This is a genomic window from Acinetobacter sp. Ac_5812 (assembly GCF_013072695.1).
Taxonomy (GTDB): Bacteria; Pseudomonadota; Gammaproteobacteria; order Pseudomonadales; family Moraxellaceae; genus Acinetobacter.
In genome coordinates this window covers 113,254-129,871 of record NZ_LXUK01000012.1, presented here as the reverse complement: position 1 = coordinate 129,871, position 16,618 = coordinate 113,254, and the positions used below count along the sequence as shown (strand labels likewise).

Here is a 16,618-nt window from a genome sequence, read left to right as displayed (position 1 = left end):
GGAGTAAAAGATGAGCTCATTGGATGAGAAAGAAAAGCACCCGTTTGTTGAAAACCGCAGTATTGACTTCATTCCAGAAGATGAACGACATGGCAGTGTTTTTGGCCAATTTACGCTATGGTTTGGTGCTAATTTACAAATCACAGCAATCGTTACAGGTGCTTTGGCCGTTGTACTTGGTGGTGATGTATTTTGGTCGATTATTGGTTTATTGATTGGGCAATGCTTTGGCGCCATCGTAATGGCATTACATGCAGCACAAGGTCCCAAACTTGGCCTTCCGCAAATGATTTCAAGCCGCGTGCAATTTGGCGTGTACGGTGCTTGCATTCCGATTCTCTTAGTTTGCTTGATGTACATTGGGTTTACAGCCACTGGTGAAGTCCTCGCAGGTAAAGCGATCGCACAACTCATCAATGTCAGCAATAGCACTGGAATTTTAATCTATGCGGCGTTTATTGTGATATTTGCCACCATTGGTTATCGCTTAATCCACTGAGTCGGAAAAGTTGCAAGCGTTATTGGCATAGTTGCCTTTATCATTATTTTGACTCAAATTTTAACTCATTCAAACTTTTCAGCATTAATTGCCGTTCAAAAGTTTAGCTGGTCCTCATTTTTGTTAGCAATTTCGCTTTCGGCCTCTTGGCAAATTTCATTCGGTCCTTATGTAGCCGATTATTCCAGATACCTACCGTCAAACACCTCCTCCACCCGTGTCTTTTTGGCTGTTGGTTTAGGTTCACTCCTCAGTTCGCAATTTTCCATGACTTTGGGTGTATTGATTGCACAGATTTCACAAGGCGGCTTTGTCGGAAATGAGGTGCAATATGTCGTGGGGATGAATGCCATCGCACTGATCATTACTTTCTTATATTTCAGCATCGCCTTTGGTAAGGTCACTCTCTCCACGCTGAATGCTTATGGATGCTTCATGTGTATTGCAACCATTTGGAATAGCTTCAAACCGCACTATCAAATTTCAAGAATAACGCGTTTAAGTATTGTACTGGCTATGGTTGCCATTTCTACAATCATCGCAATTGCTGGTGAACATACTTTTTTAAACAGCTTTAAAGCATTCATTCTGTTCCTACTCACCTTCTTCATTCCTTGGAGTGCAATTAACCTCGTAGATTACTACTTCATTTCTAAAGAAGAATGTGATGTTGATGCGTTATACGATCCAGATGGGAAATATGGGCGCTGGAATAGTATTGGTATTGGCTGCTATGTGATGGGTGTTTTGCTACAACTTCCCTTTATTCACAGTAAGTTTTTTACGGGTACAATCGCCACAGCATTAGGTGGTATTGATATCTCTTGGCTGGTCGGTATTTTAGCAACAGCGGTGATTTATTATTACTTTGCCAAAAAGGCTCAACTTCGAATGGCAGGTCAAATTGGTTTTGAATCATGAATATTGCAAATGAAAGCCATCTTTTTTCTGCTGATAACTTTATGAAATATGGTGCATACGTTATGATGAATAACGATTTTTGTAGAGTGTTTGAAAACCCTTATGCAACCTTTTGTTCTATATAACTCTGAGCAACGTAAAAAAGTTGAATTTGTCCCACGCAAAGAAGGTCAAATCGATATGTATGTCTGTGGTATGACGGTTTACGATTACTGTCATATCGGGCACGCTCGGGTTATGGTTGCATTTGACTACATCATTCGCTTCCTACGCAGCCAAGGTTGGAAAGTTCGCTATATTCGCAACATTACCGATATTGATGACAAAATCATTGCACGTGCCAATGAAAATGGCGAAAGCATTCAACAGCTCACTGCTCGTTTTATTCAGGCAATGAATGAAGATGCGGCTAACTTAGGTTGTGCTGAACCTGATGAAGCACCTAAAGCAACTGAATATATTGATCAAATGCAAAATATGATCGGCACCTTGGTTGATAAAGGGGCTGCATACCCTGCTGCCAATGGTGATGTTTATTTTGAGGTGGGTAAGTTCAATAAATACGGTCGTTTATCAGGTCGTAAATTGGATGATATGCAAGCGGGTGCATCTGAGCGTGTGGATGTTGAAGTTGAAAAGAAACATCCCTTTGACTTTGTATTGTGGAAACATGCTAAAGCAAATGAACCTGCTTGGACTTCACCTTGGGGCAATGGCCGCCCAGGTTGGCATATTGAATGTTCTGCAATGTCGACCTGCTGCCTAGGCAATCATTTCGATATTCATGGTGGCGGTTCAGATCTGATGTTCCCGCACCATGAAAATGAAATCGCACAAAGTGAAGCATCAACGGGCGAACAATATGTCAATTATTGGATGCATGTTGGTTTCATCAATGTTGATGGCGAGAAAATGTCTAAGTCTTTAGGCAATTTCTTTACCATTCGCGATGTCATGGAGAAATTCCATCCCGAAGTGATTCGCTACTTCATTGTGTCTTCACATTATCGTAGTCCAGTAAACTTCTCTGATGTGGCCCTAAAAGAAGCTAAAACAGCCCTGAGCCGTTTTTATCATTCATTTAAAGCCTATCAACAGGCGTATGGTCAAAAAACTGTTGAGAGCTTAGAACATAGCTTTGTTGAACGCTTTAACAGTGCGATGTGTGATGATTTCAATACCGCTGAAGCCATGGCGGTACTGTTCGAACTGAATAAAGAACTTAATCGCGCGGTGAAAGAAGAGCAAGCGGAACAAGCAACAAAGCTTTACTCTACTCTGCGTCATTTAACTAACATTCTTGGTCTGGTTCAGCATGATGTGGATGAATTCCTCAAATCAGATATTGGACAAGAAGCTCTTAGCCTTTCTGATGCTGAAATTGAGAACTTTATCCAACAGCGTGTTGATGCGAAAAAGGCCAAAGACTTTGCTCAAGCAGATGGCATTCGTCAGTCTTTATTAGATCAAGGTGTTGTTTTGGAAGATACGCGTCAAGGTACAATTTGGCGACGTGCTGATTAATTCAACACTCAGCATGATAAAGAGTTGACACTTGAATGAAACTCTCTATAATGCGTCCTATTGCGGGAATAGCTCAGTTGGTAGAGCATAACCTTGCCAAGGTTGGGGTCGGGAGTTCGAGTCTCCTTTCCCGCTCCAGATTCAAAAAAGCCCTTATCGAAAGATAAGGGCTTTTTTTATTTCCCCTATTTATCTCACCACATCTATTCCTTAAACAATAAGACAAACTTTACAGTAAAAATCAAATGTAATATTATAACATTACAAACAAAATCAGGAACCAAAATGAAAGTATGCTCATCTCTTAAAAGTGCTAAACGTCGCAGCAGTGACTGCCAAATTGTCAAACGTCGTGGCAAGTTATTTGTCATTTGCAAATCAAACCCTCGCTTCAAAGCAAGACAAGGTTAACTTGTCTTGCTTTACCAAAGGTTAAATAACCCTTACATTCCTTTACTACCATTTCTTTTTAAAATCTAATAACTTGGATATTAATGTTTTCACAAGGTTATATCTAAGATGAAAAAATCAATTATCGCCATTTCTTTAGCTTCTATTTTTTTAGTTGCATGCAATAAAGCAGAAACACCAAAAACTGATGAACAGGCCCCACCTGCAACGAGCAGCACTGAAGTTGTTGATAGTGCACACACAGCAGAAAACTCATTAGACTGGAATGGCACATATAAAGGTGTACTTCCTTGTGCAGATTGCGAAGGAATTAAAACCGAACTTGAACTTAATCTAGATAAAACTTACGAGCTCAAAGAGACTTATCTTGGCAAAGGTGATGGCAAAGCATTTGAAAGCAAAGGTAGCTTTACTTTTGACAGCAAGAATACCTCTATTATTGAACTCGACAAAGCTGGTGATGGTCGCAAATACTTTGTTGCTGAAGGCTACTTAAAAGCCCTCGACACGGAAGGCAAAGAGATTACAGGCGAATTAGCTGACAAATACGAACTCAAGAAAGAAGCTGAATAAGTTATTTCTACCGGAAAAAGCCCACTCAATATAGTGGGCTTTTTCTACAGGCAATAAAAAAACCCAGTCTAAATGACTGGGTTTTTTTTTAGAAGATACGAATTACTTCGCAGCAGCTTGAGCAGCAGCAACTTCTTCTGCAAAACTCATTTCAGCTTTCTTCTCAATACCTTCACCCACTTCGAAACGAACGAATTGAGCGACAACAGTACCAGTTGCTTTCAATACATCAGCAACTTTCTTATCATTGTCGATAACATACATTTGACGATCAAGCGCAACTTCGTTCAAGTATTTTTCAACTGAACCAGTTACCATTTTCTCAACAATGTTCGCTGGCTTACCAGATTCTAAGGCTTTCGCTTCAGCAATTTCTTTCTCTTTAGCGATCAAGTCAGCTGGAACAGCTTCTGCATTTACAGCAACTGGGTTGAACGCAGCAACGTGCATTGCAATACCTTTACCAGTGTCAGCATCACCTGTGTAAGAAACAACAACACCGATTTTTAAACCGTGTTTGTAAACAGCCAAGTTTTCGCCTTCAACGATTTGAGCACGACGAACTTGAATGTTTTCACCGATTTTTTGAACAAGTGCAACACGCGCTTCTTCTACAGTTGCGCCGTCTTCAAGTTTAAGTTCAGCAATTTTTGCAGCATCAGTTTCGTTTGCAGCAAGTGCAGCAGCAGCAACTTTATCAGAGAAGTTTTTGAAGTTTTCGTCTTTAGCAACGAAGTCAGTTTGACAGTTAACTTCAACAAGAATTGCTTTGTTACCGTTTTGAATAATAGTGATCGCGCCATCAGCAGCAATGTTACCTGCTTTTTTAGCAGCTTTTGCTTGACCTGATTTACGAAGGTTATCAATCGCAAGTTCGATGTCACCGCCTGCTTCTGTTAATGCTTTTTTGCATTCCATCATTGCAAGACCAGTACGGTCACGTAATTCTTTTACCATGCTCGCAGTAACTGCAGTCATGTTGATCTCCTAAAATCGGTAGAAAATAAATCTGTTCAACAAAAACGGCCCAAAGAAACTCTGGGCCGTTTGCACTCTCGACGCTTTAATTTGCCACCATTACATGTCGCAAAAATGACAAGCTTGCGTCAAAAAACGCATTAAGCCTCAGATGCGTCTTTCGCAGCATCATCGCCTTTTGCTTGTGCATTAGCTTGTGATTGAGCGTATTCTTTACCAGCAAGAATCGCATCAGCCATAGCTGAAGCATACAAAGTTACTGCACGAATCGCATCGTCGTTACCAGGAATAACGTAATCAACGTTGTCTGGGTTAGAGTTTGTATCAACGATACCGATTACAGGAATACCTAAGTTTTTCGCTTCTTTGATTGCAATCGCTTCGTGATCAACGTCGATTACAAATAATGCGTCAGGTAAACCACCCATGTTCTTAACGCCGCCTAAAGCACGTTCAAGTTTTTCCATCTCACGAGTACGCTCTAAAGCTTCACGTTTAGTAAGCTTAGCAAAAGTACCGTCTTGAGATTGAGTTTGAAGGTCTTTTAAACGGTTGATAGATTGGCGAAGTGTTTTCCAGTTCGTCAACATACCACCTAACCAACGGTGATCTACATATGGTTGACCAGCGCGTTGAGCTTGTTCACGGATGATGTTAGAAGCAGCACGTTTAGTACCAACGAACAATACTTTGTTCTTTTTGCTTGCAAGATTGTTAACAAAGTTCAAAGCATCATTTAACGCAGGAACAGTGTGCTCAAGGTTGATGATGTGAATTTTGTTACGCGCGCCAAAAATGTATTGACGCATTTTTGGGTTCCAGAAACGAGTTTGGTGACCAAAGTGTGCGCCTGCTTGAAGAAGGTCGCGCATGCTTACGTTGTAATCTGCCATTTTCTTTACCTTAAAGTTTGGGTTAGGCCTCCATATATCCGCATTCTCCACCTATTGCTAGGCACCCAGAGTAATGTGTCGATATATGTGCGGATTTTTTACGACTATTGTTATCAGATATTTTCGTAAAATATATTCACGAAAAGCATTTGATAAAATAGGCGGCTATTTATACCATAGACACTTGCAAATTACCAAAAGTTTTTAGAGATCATGAATACAACTTATACAGCCCCACGCCGATTAATCAAAACACCTGAAGAAATTGAAAAGATGCGTGTTGCAGGGAAATTGGCGGCTGAAGTTCTAGACATGATTAAACCGCATATTAAAGCGGGTGTGAGCACACTAGAACTCGATACAATCTGTCGCAATCATATTGAAAATGTTCAACACGCGATTCCTGCCTGTGTAGGTTACGGTGCTGCACCTGGCCGCCCTGCGTTCCAACATTCTATTTGTACTTCGGTGAACCATGTGGTTTGTCACGGCATCCCATCTGAAAATAAAACATTAAAGAACGGCGACATTCTGAATATTGATGTAACAGTGATTAAAGATGGTTATCACGGTGATACCAACATGATGTACATCGTGGGTGGTGAAACCTCTATTCTTGCAAATCGTTTATGTTCAGTGGCGCAGGAAGCGATGTATCGCGGTATGGCAACGGTAAAAGATGGTTCATATCTAGGTGATGTTGGCTATGCCATTCAACAGTATGTTGAATCTGAGCGTTTCAGTGTTGTCCGTGAATATTGTGGTCACGGCATTGGCAATGTGTTCCATGATGAACCACAAGTTCTACACTATGGTCAAAAAGGAACTGGTATGCGCTTAGAAGCAGGCATGACCTTTACTATTGAACCAATGGTAAACGCAGGTGTTTGGCAGACTAAACTTTTAGGTGATAAGTGGACGGTTGTCACAAAAGATCACAAGTTATCTGCTCAATATGAACATACGATTTTGGTAACACAAACAGGCATCGAAGTTTTAACTGCACGCCCTGAAGAAGATCTATCTCGCTTTATGTAATTCATTCCCTTTGAATTATTTTTAAAAAGTCACTCCGGTGGCTTTTTTTACGCATCCACATTTTCTTCATCAATTTATTTAAATCAAACAAAAAAATTCATAAGCATAACAATTATAAAATTTAACTAAACAAAGCCTATTTAAAAATAGCGTTATGGTGGGCGCAAGAAAAATCCTAACAAACGTTTTGGACATGGAGTCCCACAATGATGAAGAAATCATTCGCTTGCCTGATTACAGGTGTATGTGCCCTACCTACACTTACTTTCGCAGACTCACCTTATTTCAGTCTGAAAGATGGAGATGGGTTTAAACGTTTTTCTGTTTCCGCAGGCTGGTTACATGCCATGCCGCAAGGATCTGCAAATCCAGTCAATATCAACACGAGTGTTGCTGAAGGGACTAAAGCCAAGGTTGGAGATGTCTCTAAACAAGCTGTACTTGCAGCAGCAGACCGAGACTCCAATAAGCTTCTTTATGATGCGATTAAAATACAACCCCTTGACCCAGTACCTGGCCTATTAACAGGCACTGCAACTGTCAACGGTCTATCTAACTGGCAAAGCCAAGGAACAGGCTTAGAAGCAGATAATGTCGACACTGTTGGTATTATGGCTAATTACCATTTTACCGATAACATCTCTTTAGAGGTTAAGGCTGGTATTCCACCGAAAGTTGATATCAAAGGTAAAGGTGATATCTATGCACCCTTAACAGGTCAGGCAGAGACTGCATTAGGAACCATTGGTTTAAAACAAGATATCCATATCACTGATCTAACCCAAGGTGACAAAGCTGCAACTGCACGTGCTTGGTTACCCGCTGTAGAACTACATTACCAGTTTGGTAAATCTGGGGTGAATAAGTTCCGCCCCTATGTTGGCGCAGGTGTCATGTATGCTTATTTTAATGATTTAAAAATCAACTCAGGGATTGAGTCAAATTTAATTAAAGCAGGTCATATGATTCAAAACATTCATGATGGAAAAGCAGGTGCAGCCCTAGATGGTAAAACATCTTCAGCAGACCCTGTAGTTAAACTCAAAGCAACGGACACCTTTGCCCCGATTGTGACTATAGGTGCAACCTATGATTTTAATCCAAACTGGTTTGCTGTCGGTTCGGTTTCTTATTCCAAAATGAATAATGAGGCTAAAATCTCTGTGACTGACCGCAACACAGGTAAAGAACTCATCAAAGCAAATACTAAAATTGATATTGATCCACTGATTACCTATGTCGGTGTCGGTTACCGTTTCTAAATTCTACTTAATAAAAAAGCAGCACTCGCTGCTTTTTTATTGTGCAATCTTTCAAAGCAGAATGATTAAAAATTACGCACTACAAGAACGCAATTTTCAGGAGATTGTCTGACACAGATCGCTACTCCCAACGACTTCACATGAATAACAATGTTATTGCTTAACTTACTCTACTCATAAATACCTTGATGATTAACATTTTAAATTATTCATTTGGTTAATTTATTTTTCTGGCACGGCACTTGCTATATATCAAACAAATTGAATCAATGAAGATTCATAAACATATTTGATGACGGCCAACGACGTCCGTTCTGTTCGATTTGCTTAATCAGCGTAATGACTAAGCAAAATAAATGACGTGCAGTTCAGGAGAAAGTTATGTCTTCACCAATGAATATTGATGCAAAAAAAGCCACCGAAATTAAATTATTTAGCTTTTCTACACCTGCCATGCGTGCATTCCATATGACATGGCTGGCATTCTTTGTCTGTTTCTTCGCGTGGTTTGCCTGCGCACCACTTATGCCAGTCATCAAAGGCGAGTTCAATTTAACCAAAGACCAAATCGCTAATATCAATATTGCAGCAGTTGCTATTACCATTTTAATTCGACTGATTGTTGGCCCACTCTGTGATAAATATGGTCCACGCAAAACCTATACCGCACTTCTACTTCTCGGCAGCCTTCCTGTGTTTGGTGTTGCTGCTGCCAATACCTATGAATCCTTTCTGTTCTTCCGACTATTGATTGGTGCAATTGGCGCAAGCTTTGTCATCACTCAATACCATACCAGTGTGATGTTTGCACCCAATGTAGTAGGTACAGCCAATGCTGCTTCTGCAGGTTGGGGTAATGCAGGTGGCGGCGCAACCCAAGCGATTATGCCTTTGATCCTTGGTGCAATCGTCATGTTTGGCGTAGAACAAACAATGGGTTGGAGAATTGCGTTACTTGTGCCAGGCATTATGATGCTGATCGTAGGTGTGTTGTACTGGAAATTCACTCAAGACTGCCCGCAAGGAAACTTTAAAGAGCTTCGTGAGCAAGGTATCGAAGTTGGTGCTGGCAAAAAAGGCGGTGTTGCGATTCTAATGCAAGCAGCCCGTAATTACCGTGTTTGGATTCTATTTGTCTCTTATGCTGCATGCTTTGGTATTGAAATTTTCATTCACAACATTGCTGCAATGTACTATGTCGATCACTTCAATATGGGGCTTAAAGAAGCAGGTTTGACTGCTGGTATTTTTGGTCTGCTCGCCCTGTTTGCCCGCGCATTAGGTGGTTATCTTTCAGATAAAGTTGCAATATCAAAAGGTTTAGATGGTCGAACAAAAGTATTGTTTATCATGATCCTATGTGAAGGCTTATTCCTCATACTTTTTTCTCAGATGAATACGGTTGCACTGGCAATTATCAGCATGACCGTTTTTGCTCTCTTTACCCATATGTCTTGTGGTGCAACATACGCGCTTGTACCTTTTATTGACCGCAATGCTTTGGGCGGTGTCGCTGGCATCATTGGTGCTGGTGGTAATGTCGGTGCGGTTGCAGCAGGCTTCTTATTGAAAGGCTTACTCGACGTACAAACCTGTTTAATGATTTTAGGAGCACTGGTCACCGTTGCAGCATTTAGTGTCATCTTGATCCGCTTCTCAGTCGAGCATAAAGCCAAAGAACAACAACTGTTTGAACAGGCCGTACTCGAACGCAATTCTCTTGCTTAATTACATCAATTTCGGTGTGGGATAGCTCTTTCCACACCCATTTTAAATTAAATACTGTTTACTATTTTCAGGGGTCTCAATATGAAATTGAATCTTCTTGGCTTTGCCATGCTTGGATGCTTAACCACGACTACTTTTGCAGCACCTACACTTTATGGGGAAATTGATGCAAGTATCGATTACTTACCAGAAAAAAATGCTCATCGTTCGGATAAAGATGTCTGGGAAGTGAGCTCCAATAGTTCCTATCTCGGTCTTAAAGGAGATGAGAAACTGACTGAGCGTCTAAGTGCGGTCTATGCGATTGAATGGGGATTGAGTGCTGACGGAGATGGAACAGACTGGACACAACGAAACCGCTTTGTCGGCTTAAAGGACAGTCAATTCGGTACGCTCAAAGTAGGAAAACATGATACGCCGGTCAAACAGCTCTCAAGTACAGTTGATATTTTCAATAACTATGTGGCAAATAAAGCAGATATTGGTGGGATTCTAATTGGAGAAAACCGTATCGATAACGTCGTTCTATATGAATCGCCAGTCATTAACCTCTCTAAAGGTGTGTTTAAACTCAATGCTCTGCTCGCCACTGGAGAATCCTCTGGAATTAAAACGTCCAGCGGCGGTGCAAAAGTCGCAGGTCGTGGTTTAGGCGATGCATGGTCTGCCAGTCTGGTTTATGAACATCCATTTTTTGTCGCAGGTCTTGGCTATGACAAAGCCATTCCAAGTACTTTTGCAGGACGTGGTTTCCTCAATGTTGCCACAGGACAGGCTTATACCACCGACACACAAACGTTTGCCGCAGCAAATACCATCCGTGCCATCGGACGTTTAAATCCAATTGAAGGTTTGGCAATTAAAAGCTTATATCAACGTTCCGATGTTGAACAAACCAGCTATGCAGACCCCGCTGAAGCAACAAAATGGGCCACAAAAGCCAATAATATTGATGATGCTCAAGGCTGGTTATTGGGTGCCGAATATATTCTTCCAAGCGCAAAAAAATGGATGCTCAAAGCACAATATAGCCAAAATGATACCCGTTTTAAAAATAACACAACTGATTTTAAAGCCAAGCAAATCATGGTTGGCGCTGACTATGCCTTTAATAAGCAGGTGAAAAGCTATGGCTATGTAGGTTATTTAACACTTGAACAAGCAGATAAAAAAGACAAACAACCTGTTGTCGGATTAGGCTTGGAACTGAAATTCTAAGGTAGTTAATCAAAAGGCATAGAACAGGAGTAACTTTAAGTTATTTCTGTTTTATTGATTCGTCATAAAACCAATCCATGCTTATTGATCAAAAATTCATAGTTAATATTGTTCTAATAAGTGACGCTTGACGGTATCAAGTATAGCTAATGCCAAAGCATGGTCTACAGATCGAGCCAATGTGAGTGCGCCTGATAACAAACTCAACTGAATAATAGCACGCTCAGACATCTGTGCTTGATCTTTACGATTTAAAGCGTTCAGCCCACTTAAAATAGAAAGCAATGATTCCACACCTTGATGAAATGTCTGCTTCACAGGTTTGTCATTAGGTTCTCTTGCAACATCACTACTTAAAGAAGATAAAGGACAGCTTAATCCAGGATTTTCCAAGTTTCGTTCAGATAAATAAGCTTTAAAAATTTCATGCAATGCGGTTTTTTCATCATCAGTCCCATCTATGATGAGCTCCCACTTACTTACAGATTGCAAAAAAATATCTTTGCAGGCGATATCAATCAACTCATCTTTGTTTTGAAAATGTTTGTAAAATCCACCATGTGTTAAGCCTGCTGCCTTCATTAAATCAGCAACACTGACTGCAAAACCCTTCTCCCTAATCAAGCGAGAAGTCGTATGTTCAATCTTCTTTCTATTTTCAATGGCTAAATGTTTGGATACACGTGGCATAAATCAACCTTCTTATCTCAATAGAAAATAAAAGAAACAACATTTTATAACTCATGATAAAAGCTATTCTTGAATTCACAATACACTTTTTATAGATTATGATTATAATCTATTTTATATTATTAAATCATTACACCAAAAATTACCGTTGTCTCGAATGATAAATATGGACTGTGTATGAGCATCAAGCAAGATTCTAATTTCTCTAAAACCTTAATTATGATGCTGATCGGAAGTGCGCTGATTCTTGCACTTTCCTTGGGTGTACGCCATGGCTTTGGTTTATATCTGGTGCCCATGAGCGATAGTTTTGGTTGGGGCCATCATATTTTTAGTTTTGCGATTGCCATGCAAAACCTGATCTGGGGGGCAGCACAACCCTTTACCGGTGCGATTGCTGACAAGTACGGTACTAAGAAAGTCGTGATGTCGGGGGGCGTACTCTATGCTATTGGCTTAGTCCTTATGGCATTTAGCTCTACGGGACTATTACTTAACCTCAGCTTAGGGCTCGTGATTGGACTTGCCCTATCTGCGACCTCTTTTACAGTATTGCTTTCTGCAGTTGGTCGCGCTGCGCCACCAGAGAAACGCAGTATGGTGATGGGGATTGCCAGTGCTGCGGGTTCCTTTGGCCAGTTTATTATGCTGCCTTCAACTCTGTTACTTCTTAAAACCATCGGTTGGTCTTCTGCTTTACTGGTGAGTGCCTTTGCTATTGCATTCATTGTTCCCTTGGCTTGGTTATTGAAATCCCCTTCTTCCACAGCACCTAAAGCGCTGAATCAACCCAGCCTTAGCTTTAAACAAGTTTTACACATCGCAAGAAAACATAAACCTTTTTGGTGGTTATCCCTCGGTTTTCTGGTCTGTGGTTTCCAAGTAGTATTTTTAGGCGTACACCTACCTGGTTATTTAATTGACCATGGCTTTGATGCCACAACAGGTACGATATTTCTGGCACTGGTCGGTCTATTTAATATTGTGGGCACCTATGGTGCTGGTTGGTTAGGTGATCGCTACTCAAAACCAAGATTGCTGATGCTGCTTTATGGTTTACGTGGCATTGCCATTATTGCTTTTCTCTTGCTCCCACTCAGTACATTGACCGTTTATAGTTTTGGGATCATTATGGGACTACTCTGGCTTTCCACTGTCCCGCTCACTAACGGGATCGTGGCCAATATGTTTGGGGTCAAATATTTATCCATGCTCAGTGGTATTGTGTTCTTTACCCATCAAATCGGCTCATTCTTTGGTGGCTGGCTCGGTGGGGTCAATCATGATATTGCAGGCAACTATAATATGATCTGGCTCGCCTGTTTAGTGCTGAGTGCTTTTGGTGTTGTCATCCATCTTTTCGTGAATGAAGAGGCTGTGATTCATGACTAATATAGAACGTCATTTTAAGTTGCTATTGTTTGTCACCCTTCTGTGTTTGATGAGTCTTTCAATCTTAATCTGGTTTCAAACCCCTGATTTATTTGAGTACTTTAATCAAGCATTTTGTGCACATTAAAGCAGATCGCTCGTGCTTTATCTTTGTCATATAAACATCAAAGCGCCGTCATCAAACCATCAAATTTAGATGCTTTAATGAAAAATAAAAACGTCGATAAAATGCAAAAAGCGTGTTGATCAGTGGATCAACACGCTTTTTTATGACTTTAAATAAATAAAGGCTGCTCATCGGCAGCCTCTATTTGTCATCAAAGCGACCTTACTGTTGTTGACGCTTAGGCAATGGAATATATTGCGATTGTGCATTTTGTTGCACTTTACGCTCTCCAACTTTAACCTGTAAAGTTTGCTGTTTACCTTCACGCTCAATCACCACATCAATTAAACTTTCTGGTGCTTGTAACGCAACATAATTGATCAAATGCGATGCTGAGGAAATCTGCTCATTATTCACTTGAATAATTTTATCACCACGCTTAATACCTGCAGAATCAGATGGTCCGCCACGCAATACATCTGCAACAGTGACACCAATCGGTTTAGCGGTCAAAACATCTTCATCAATGTTATTTGGAATTAAGCTAATCCCTAACCAACCACGTACCACACGCCCATCTTTCAAGATTGAATTAAGAACTTGCTGACACACTTTGGCAGGTATCGCAAAACCAATTCCAAGTGAACCACCCGATTGCGAGAAGATAGCCGTATTCACCCCAATCAAATTACCCGCAACATCAATCAATGCACCGCCTGAGTTACCTGGGTTAATTGCAGCATCGGTTTGAATAAAGTCTTCATAGGTATTGATGCCCAAATCCGAACGTCCCGTAGCAGAGATAATCCCCTGAGTCACGGTTTGACCGACACCAAATGGGTTACCAATCGCGAGCACAACATCACCCACTTCATTACCACTTAATTTAAATGGCAATACCGGTAATTTATCCAATTCAATTTTAATCACTGCCAAATCGGTGTCTGGATCAGTGCCAACCACGGTCGCTTCAGCACGGCGCCCATCTTGTAAAGCCACGACAATATGTTCAGCCTGCGCAATGACATGATTATTCGTTAAAATATAACCATCTGCACGTACAATTACGCCTGAACCCAAACTGTTTTCATTTTGAGGTTGCTGTGGCATTTGATTGCCAAAAAACTCACGAAACACAGGATCATTCAATAATGGATGATTCATCTGTTTCACTTTCTGTGTGGTAAAGATATTGACCACAGCAGGTGCCGCTACTTTGACCGCAGCACTATAGGAAACCACCCCACCCGTACGCGTGGTATCAATCAGTGGTTCAACCTTTTCTGCGGGCATTTTTACCCCATCAGCAGCCACCGTTGGTTTCGGTTGATGTGATTTCTGCCAAGCCAGAAAACTAAAAATAACAAGAATGAGTAATACCCAAGGTAACCATGTAAATGCACGGCGCACGTCTATTATCCTCTAGGCGAAATTATGTAATGAACGTAATTTATTGAAGAACTGGAAGTTTCCACCATTGTAAAGTAAATTGCTTAAAATCAATGCAAAAGTTAAAAAAGTTTTGTCTAGCTTTAGTTACATTTGAAAATATGTTCTTATTGTTGCTGAGAAAAGATGTAAAACATTTGAGGAATCGCATGGCAAATTTGCATGACATTGTGCAATGGTGTAACCAGACTTTAAAAGCCAATGAATTTAAAGACTACGCACCAAACGGCTTACAGATCGAAGGCAAGCCTGAAGTCAATAAAATTGTATGTGCCGTGACTGCATCTGAAGATGCAATTGATGCTGCAATTGCCCAACAAGCAGATGCCTTATTGGTTCATCATGGCTATTTCTGGAAAGGCGAACCCTACCCAATCACAGGAATGCGTGGCAATCGCATCAAAAAACTGATTCAAAATAATGTTTCCCTGATTGCCTACCATTTACCTTTGGATGCACATCCAACTTTGGGCAATAACGTCGCTATTGCCGATTTGATTGGTCTACACGATCTAGAAGCATTAGATCCAAGCGAAAAACACCCAATCGGTAATATCGCCTATTTAGGCGATTCACTGAGTCCTGAACAATTTAAAGCGAAGTTACAGAGCATTTTTGACTTTAATGTGATTCATCTGCCGAGTGATAAAACGCTAATCAAAAAAGTAGGCTTCTGCACAGGTGGTGCTCAAGATTTTATTGCCAAAGCAGCTCAAGCAGATTGTGATGCTTATATTTCTGGTGAAGTCAGCGAACGTACGTTCTATGAAGCCAAAGAACTTGGGGTACATTATTTCGCATGTGGCCATCATGCCACTGAACGTTATGGCGTGCAGCGTTTGGCACAAGCCATTGCCCAACAATTTTCAATCGAAACTGAGTATTTTGAACTCAATAACCCGATTTAACCCGATCCAATCTTGAATGGAGTGAAGTTCGTTTCACTCCTTCCCTTTATATTTCAACCCAATGTTTAAACCAATGTCTGTGCAACTTGAGTGATTGAAATAATCAGCTATTTCTCATTGCAATACCTCTGCCTACTTTAAATAGACTAAGAGTCAAACACTTGTTGTTATTGCTCAGCCAACTCAATACCCAATAAAACCAATGATAAATAAAATTTATTTTTTATCCCATTTTGTATAGATAAAAGCAAATTAAAAGATATTGATTCTCATTTGCTTTTAAATGAATAATGAAGGCGCTTTAATTTATGCCAATAAAATCATTTTGATTAAAAGGAATCAAACACATGGCTTATTCTTTACCAGCACTTCCTTATGCTTACGATGCACTTGAACCCAATATTGATACCAAAACCATGGAAATCCACCACAGTAAACATCATCAGACCTACATCAATAATATCAATGGTGCAATTGAAGGTACAGAATGGGAAAAACTCCCTGTAGAAGAATTGGTTGCCAAAGTGAATGACGTCCCTGCCAACCTTAAGAATATGGTGATCAACAATGCAGGTGGCCACGCCAATCACTCACTTTTTTGGACCGTCATGAGCCCACAAGGTGGTGGACAACCAACAGGGCCTGTTGCGGAAGCAATTGATCAACAGTTGGGTGGTTTTGATGCTTTTAAAGATGCTTTTACCAAAGCTGCAATTAGTCGTTTTGGGAGTGGTTGGGCATGGCTAAGCGTTACGCCTGAACATAAGCTGATTGTCGAAAGTAGTGCCAATCAAGACTCACCCTTGATGCATGGCAATACGCCTATTCTAGGTCTGGATGTATGGGAACATGCCTACTACTTAAAATATCAAAACCGTCGTCCTGAATATATTGCTGCCTTTTATAATGTTGTCGATTGGGATGAGGTCAATCGTCGTTATCATGATGCATTACAAGCCAAAACTCAGTAATTTTCATAGCAACTGAACTTAGATCAGCATCTCACTAAAAACAGGTTAGAGTCTTTT

14 protein-coding genes, 1 tRNA gene and 1 pseudogene are annotated in these 16,618 nt (G+C 40.6%); 12 read left to right on the top strand and 4 right to left on the bottom strand.

The features are described 5' to 3' along the window. The first annotated feature begins 10 nt into the window (after nucleotides 1–10). From A7P55_RS09750 to A7P55_RS09730, 5 genes and pseudogenes are all read left to right on the top strand, one after another. Nucleotides 11–1,420: pseudogene (locus tag A7P55_RS09750) on the top strand (cytosine permease). 102 nt (nucleotides 1,421–1,522) lie between these two features. After that, entirely contained in the window at nucleotides 1,523–2,944 is a 1,422-nt protein-coding gene (gene cysS, locus A7P55_RS09745; RefSeq protein ID WP_171551946.1) for a cysteine--tRNA ligase, read from the top strand. Between the two features lie 62 nt (nucleotides 2,945–3,006). Next, nucleotides 3,007–3,082: transfer RNA gene (locus A7P55_RS09740), tRNA-Gly, on the top strand. Between the two features lie 147 nt (nucleotides 3,083–3,229). Beyond that, entirely contained in the window at nucleotides 3,230–3,355 is a 126-nt protein-coding gene (ykgO, locus tag A7P55_RS09735) for a type B 50S ribosomal protein L36 (RefSeq protein WP_010590029.1), read from the top strand. A gap of 108 nt (nucleotides 3,356–3,463) precedes the next feature. Continuing rightward, nucleotides 3,464–3,928: a copper resistance protein NlpE gene (locus tag A7P55_RS09730; protein ID WP_171551945.1), complete on the top strand. Its 465-nt coding sequence runs from the start codon at nucleotides 3,464–3,466 to the stop codon at nucleotides 3,926–3,928. Nucleotides 3,929–4,030: 102 nt separating this feature from the next. Here A7P55_RS09730 and tsf read toward each other — a convergent pair whose 3' ends face one another. After that, nucleotides 4,031–4,906 carry a translation elongation factor Ts gene (gene tsf, locus A7P55_RS09725; protein WP_004652724.1) on the bottom strand — a complete coding sequence of 292 codons (876 nt, stop codon included), beginning with the start codon at nucleotides 4,904–4,906 and terminating at the stop codon, nucleotides 4,031–4,033. Nucleotides 4,907–5,046: 140 nt separating this feature from the next. Beyond that, nucleotides 5,047–5,799, bottom strand: a complete 753-nt coding sequence (gene rpsB / locus A7P55_RS09720) for a 30S ribosomal protein S2 (protein ID WP_004652723.1) — start codon at nucleotides 5,797–5,799, stop codon at nucleotides 5,047–5,049. Nucleotides 5,800–6,012: 213 nt separating this feature from the next. Between rpsB and map the strand changes: the two genes are divergently transcribed. The 4 genes from map (at nucleotide 6,013) to A7P55_RS09700 (ending at nucleotide 11,045) form a co-directional block, all read left to right on the top strand. Continuing rightward, nucleotides 6,013–6,837, top strand: a complete 825-nt coding sequence (gene map, locus A7P55_RS09715) for a type I methionyl aminopeptidase (protein WP_005202497.1) — start codon at nucleotides 6,013–6,015, stop codon at nucleotides 6,835–6,837. A gap of 206 nt (nucleotides 6,838–7,043) precedes the next feature. Continuing rightward, on the top strand, nucleotides 7,044–8,099 hold the full coding sequence (locus A7P55_RS09710; protein WP_171551944.1) for an OmpW family outer membrane protein: 1,056 nt from the start codon (nucleotides 7,044–7,046) through the stop codon (nucleotides 8,097–8,099). A 381-nt stretch (nucleotides 8,100–8,480) separates the two neighbouring features. Continuing rightward, nucleotides 8,481–9,827: an MFS transporter gene (locus tag A7P55_RS09705; protein ID WP_171551943.1), complete on the top strand. Its 1,347-nt coding sequence runs from the start codon at nucleotides 8,481–8,483 to the stop codon at nucleotides 9,825–9,827. 81 nt (nucleotides 9,828–9,908) lie between these two features. After that, nucleotides 9,909–11,045 (top strand): porin, encoded by a 1,137-nt coding sequence (locus tag A7P55_RS09700; RefSeq protein WP_171551942.1) that lies wholly within the window; start codon nucleotides 9,909–9,911, stop codon nucleotides 11,043–11,045. A 102-nt stretch (nucleotides 11,046–11,147) separates the two neighbouring features. On the opposite strand, the gene A7P55_RS09695 is transcribed toward A7P55_RS09700, so the two are convergent. After that, nucleotides 11,148–11,735 (bottom strand): TetR/AcrR family transcriptional regulator, encoded by a 588-nt coding sequence (locus A7P55_RS09695; protein WP_171551941.1) that lies wholly within the window; start codon nucleotides 11,733–11,735, stop codon nucleotides 11,148–11,150. A 177-nt stretch (nucleotides 11,736–11,912) separates the two neighbouring features. Here A7P55_RS09695 and A7P55_RS09690 point away from each other — a divergent pair, with 177 nt between their 5' ends. Beyond that, nucleotides 11,913–13,127: an MFS transporter gene (locus A7P55_RS09690; protein ID WP_171551940.1), complete on the top strand. Its 1,215-nt coding sequence runs from the start codon at nucleotides 11,913–11,915 to the stop codon at nucleotides 13,125–13,127. A 328-nt stretch (nucleotides 13,128–13,455) separates the two neighbouring features. Here the strand turns inward: A7P55_RS09690 and A7P55_RS09685 are convergent, their stop codons facing one another. Continuing rightward, complete coding sequence (locus tag A7P55_RS09685; protein ID WP_171551939.1) at nucleotides 13,456–14,643, bottom strand: trypsin-like peptidase domain-containing protein; 1,188 nt, start codon at nucleotides 14,641–14,643, stop codon at nucleotides 13,456–13,458. A 188-nt stretch (nucleotides 14,644–14,831) separates the two neighbouring features. On the opposite strand from A7P55_RS09685, the gene A7P55_RS09680 reads away from it, so the two are divergent. Beyond that, nucleotides 14,832–15,590: a Nif3-like dinuclear metal center hexameric protein gene (locus A7P55_RS09680; RefSeq protein WP_171551938.1), complete on the top strand. Its 759-nt coding sequence runs from the start codon at nucleotides 14,832–14,834 to the stop codon at nucleotides 15,588–15,590. Between the two features lie 347 nt (nucleotides 15,591–15,937). Then, nucleotides 15,938–16,561, top strand: a complete 624-nt coding sequence (locus A7P55_RS09675) for a superoxide dismutase (RefSeq protein WP_171551937.1) — start codon at nucleotides 15,938–15,940, stop codon at nucleotides 16,559–16,561. Nucleotides 16,562–16,618 lie beyond the last annotated feature (57 nt).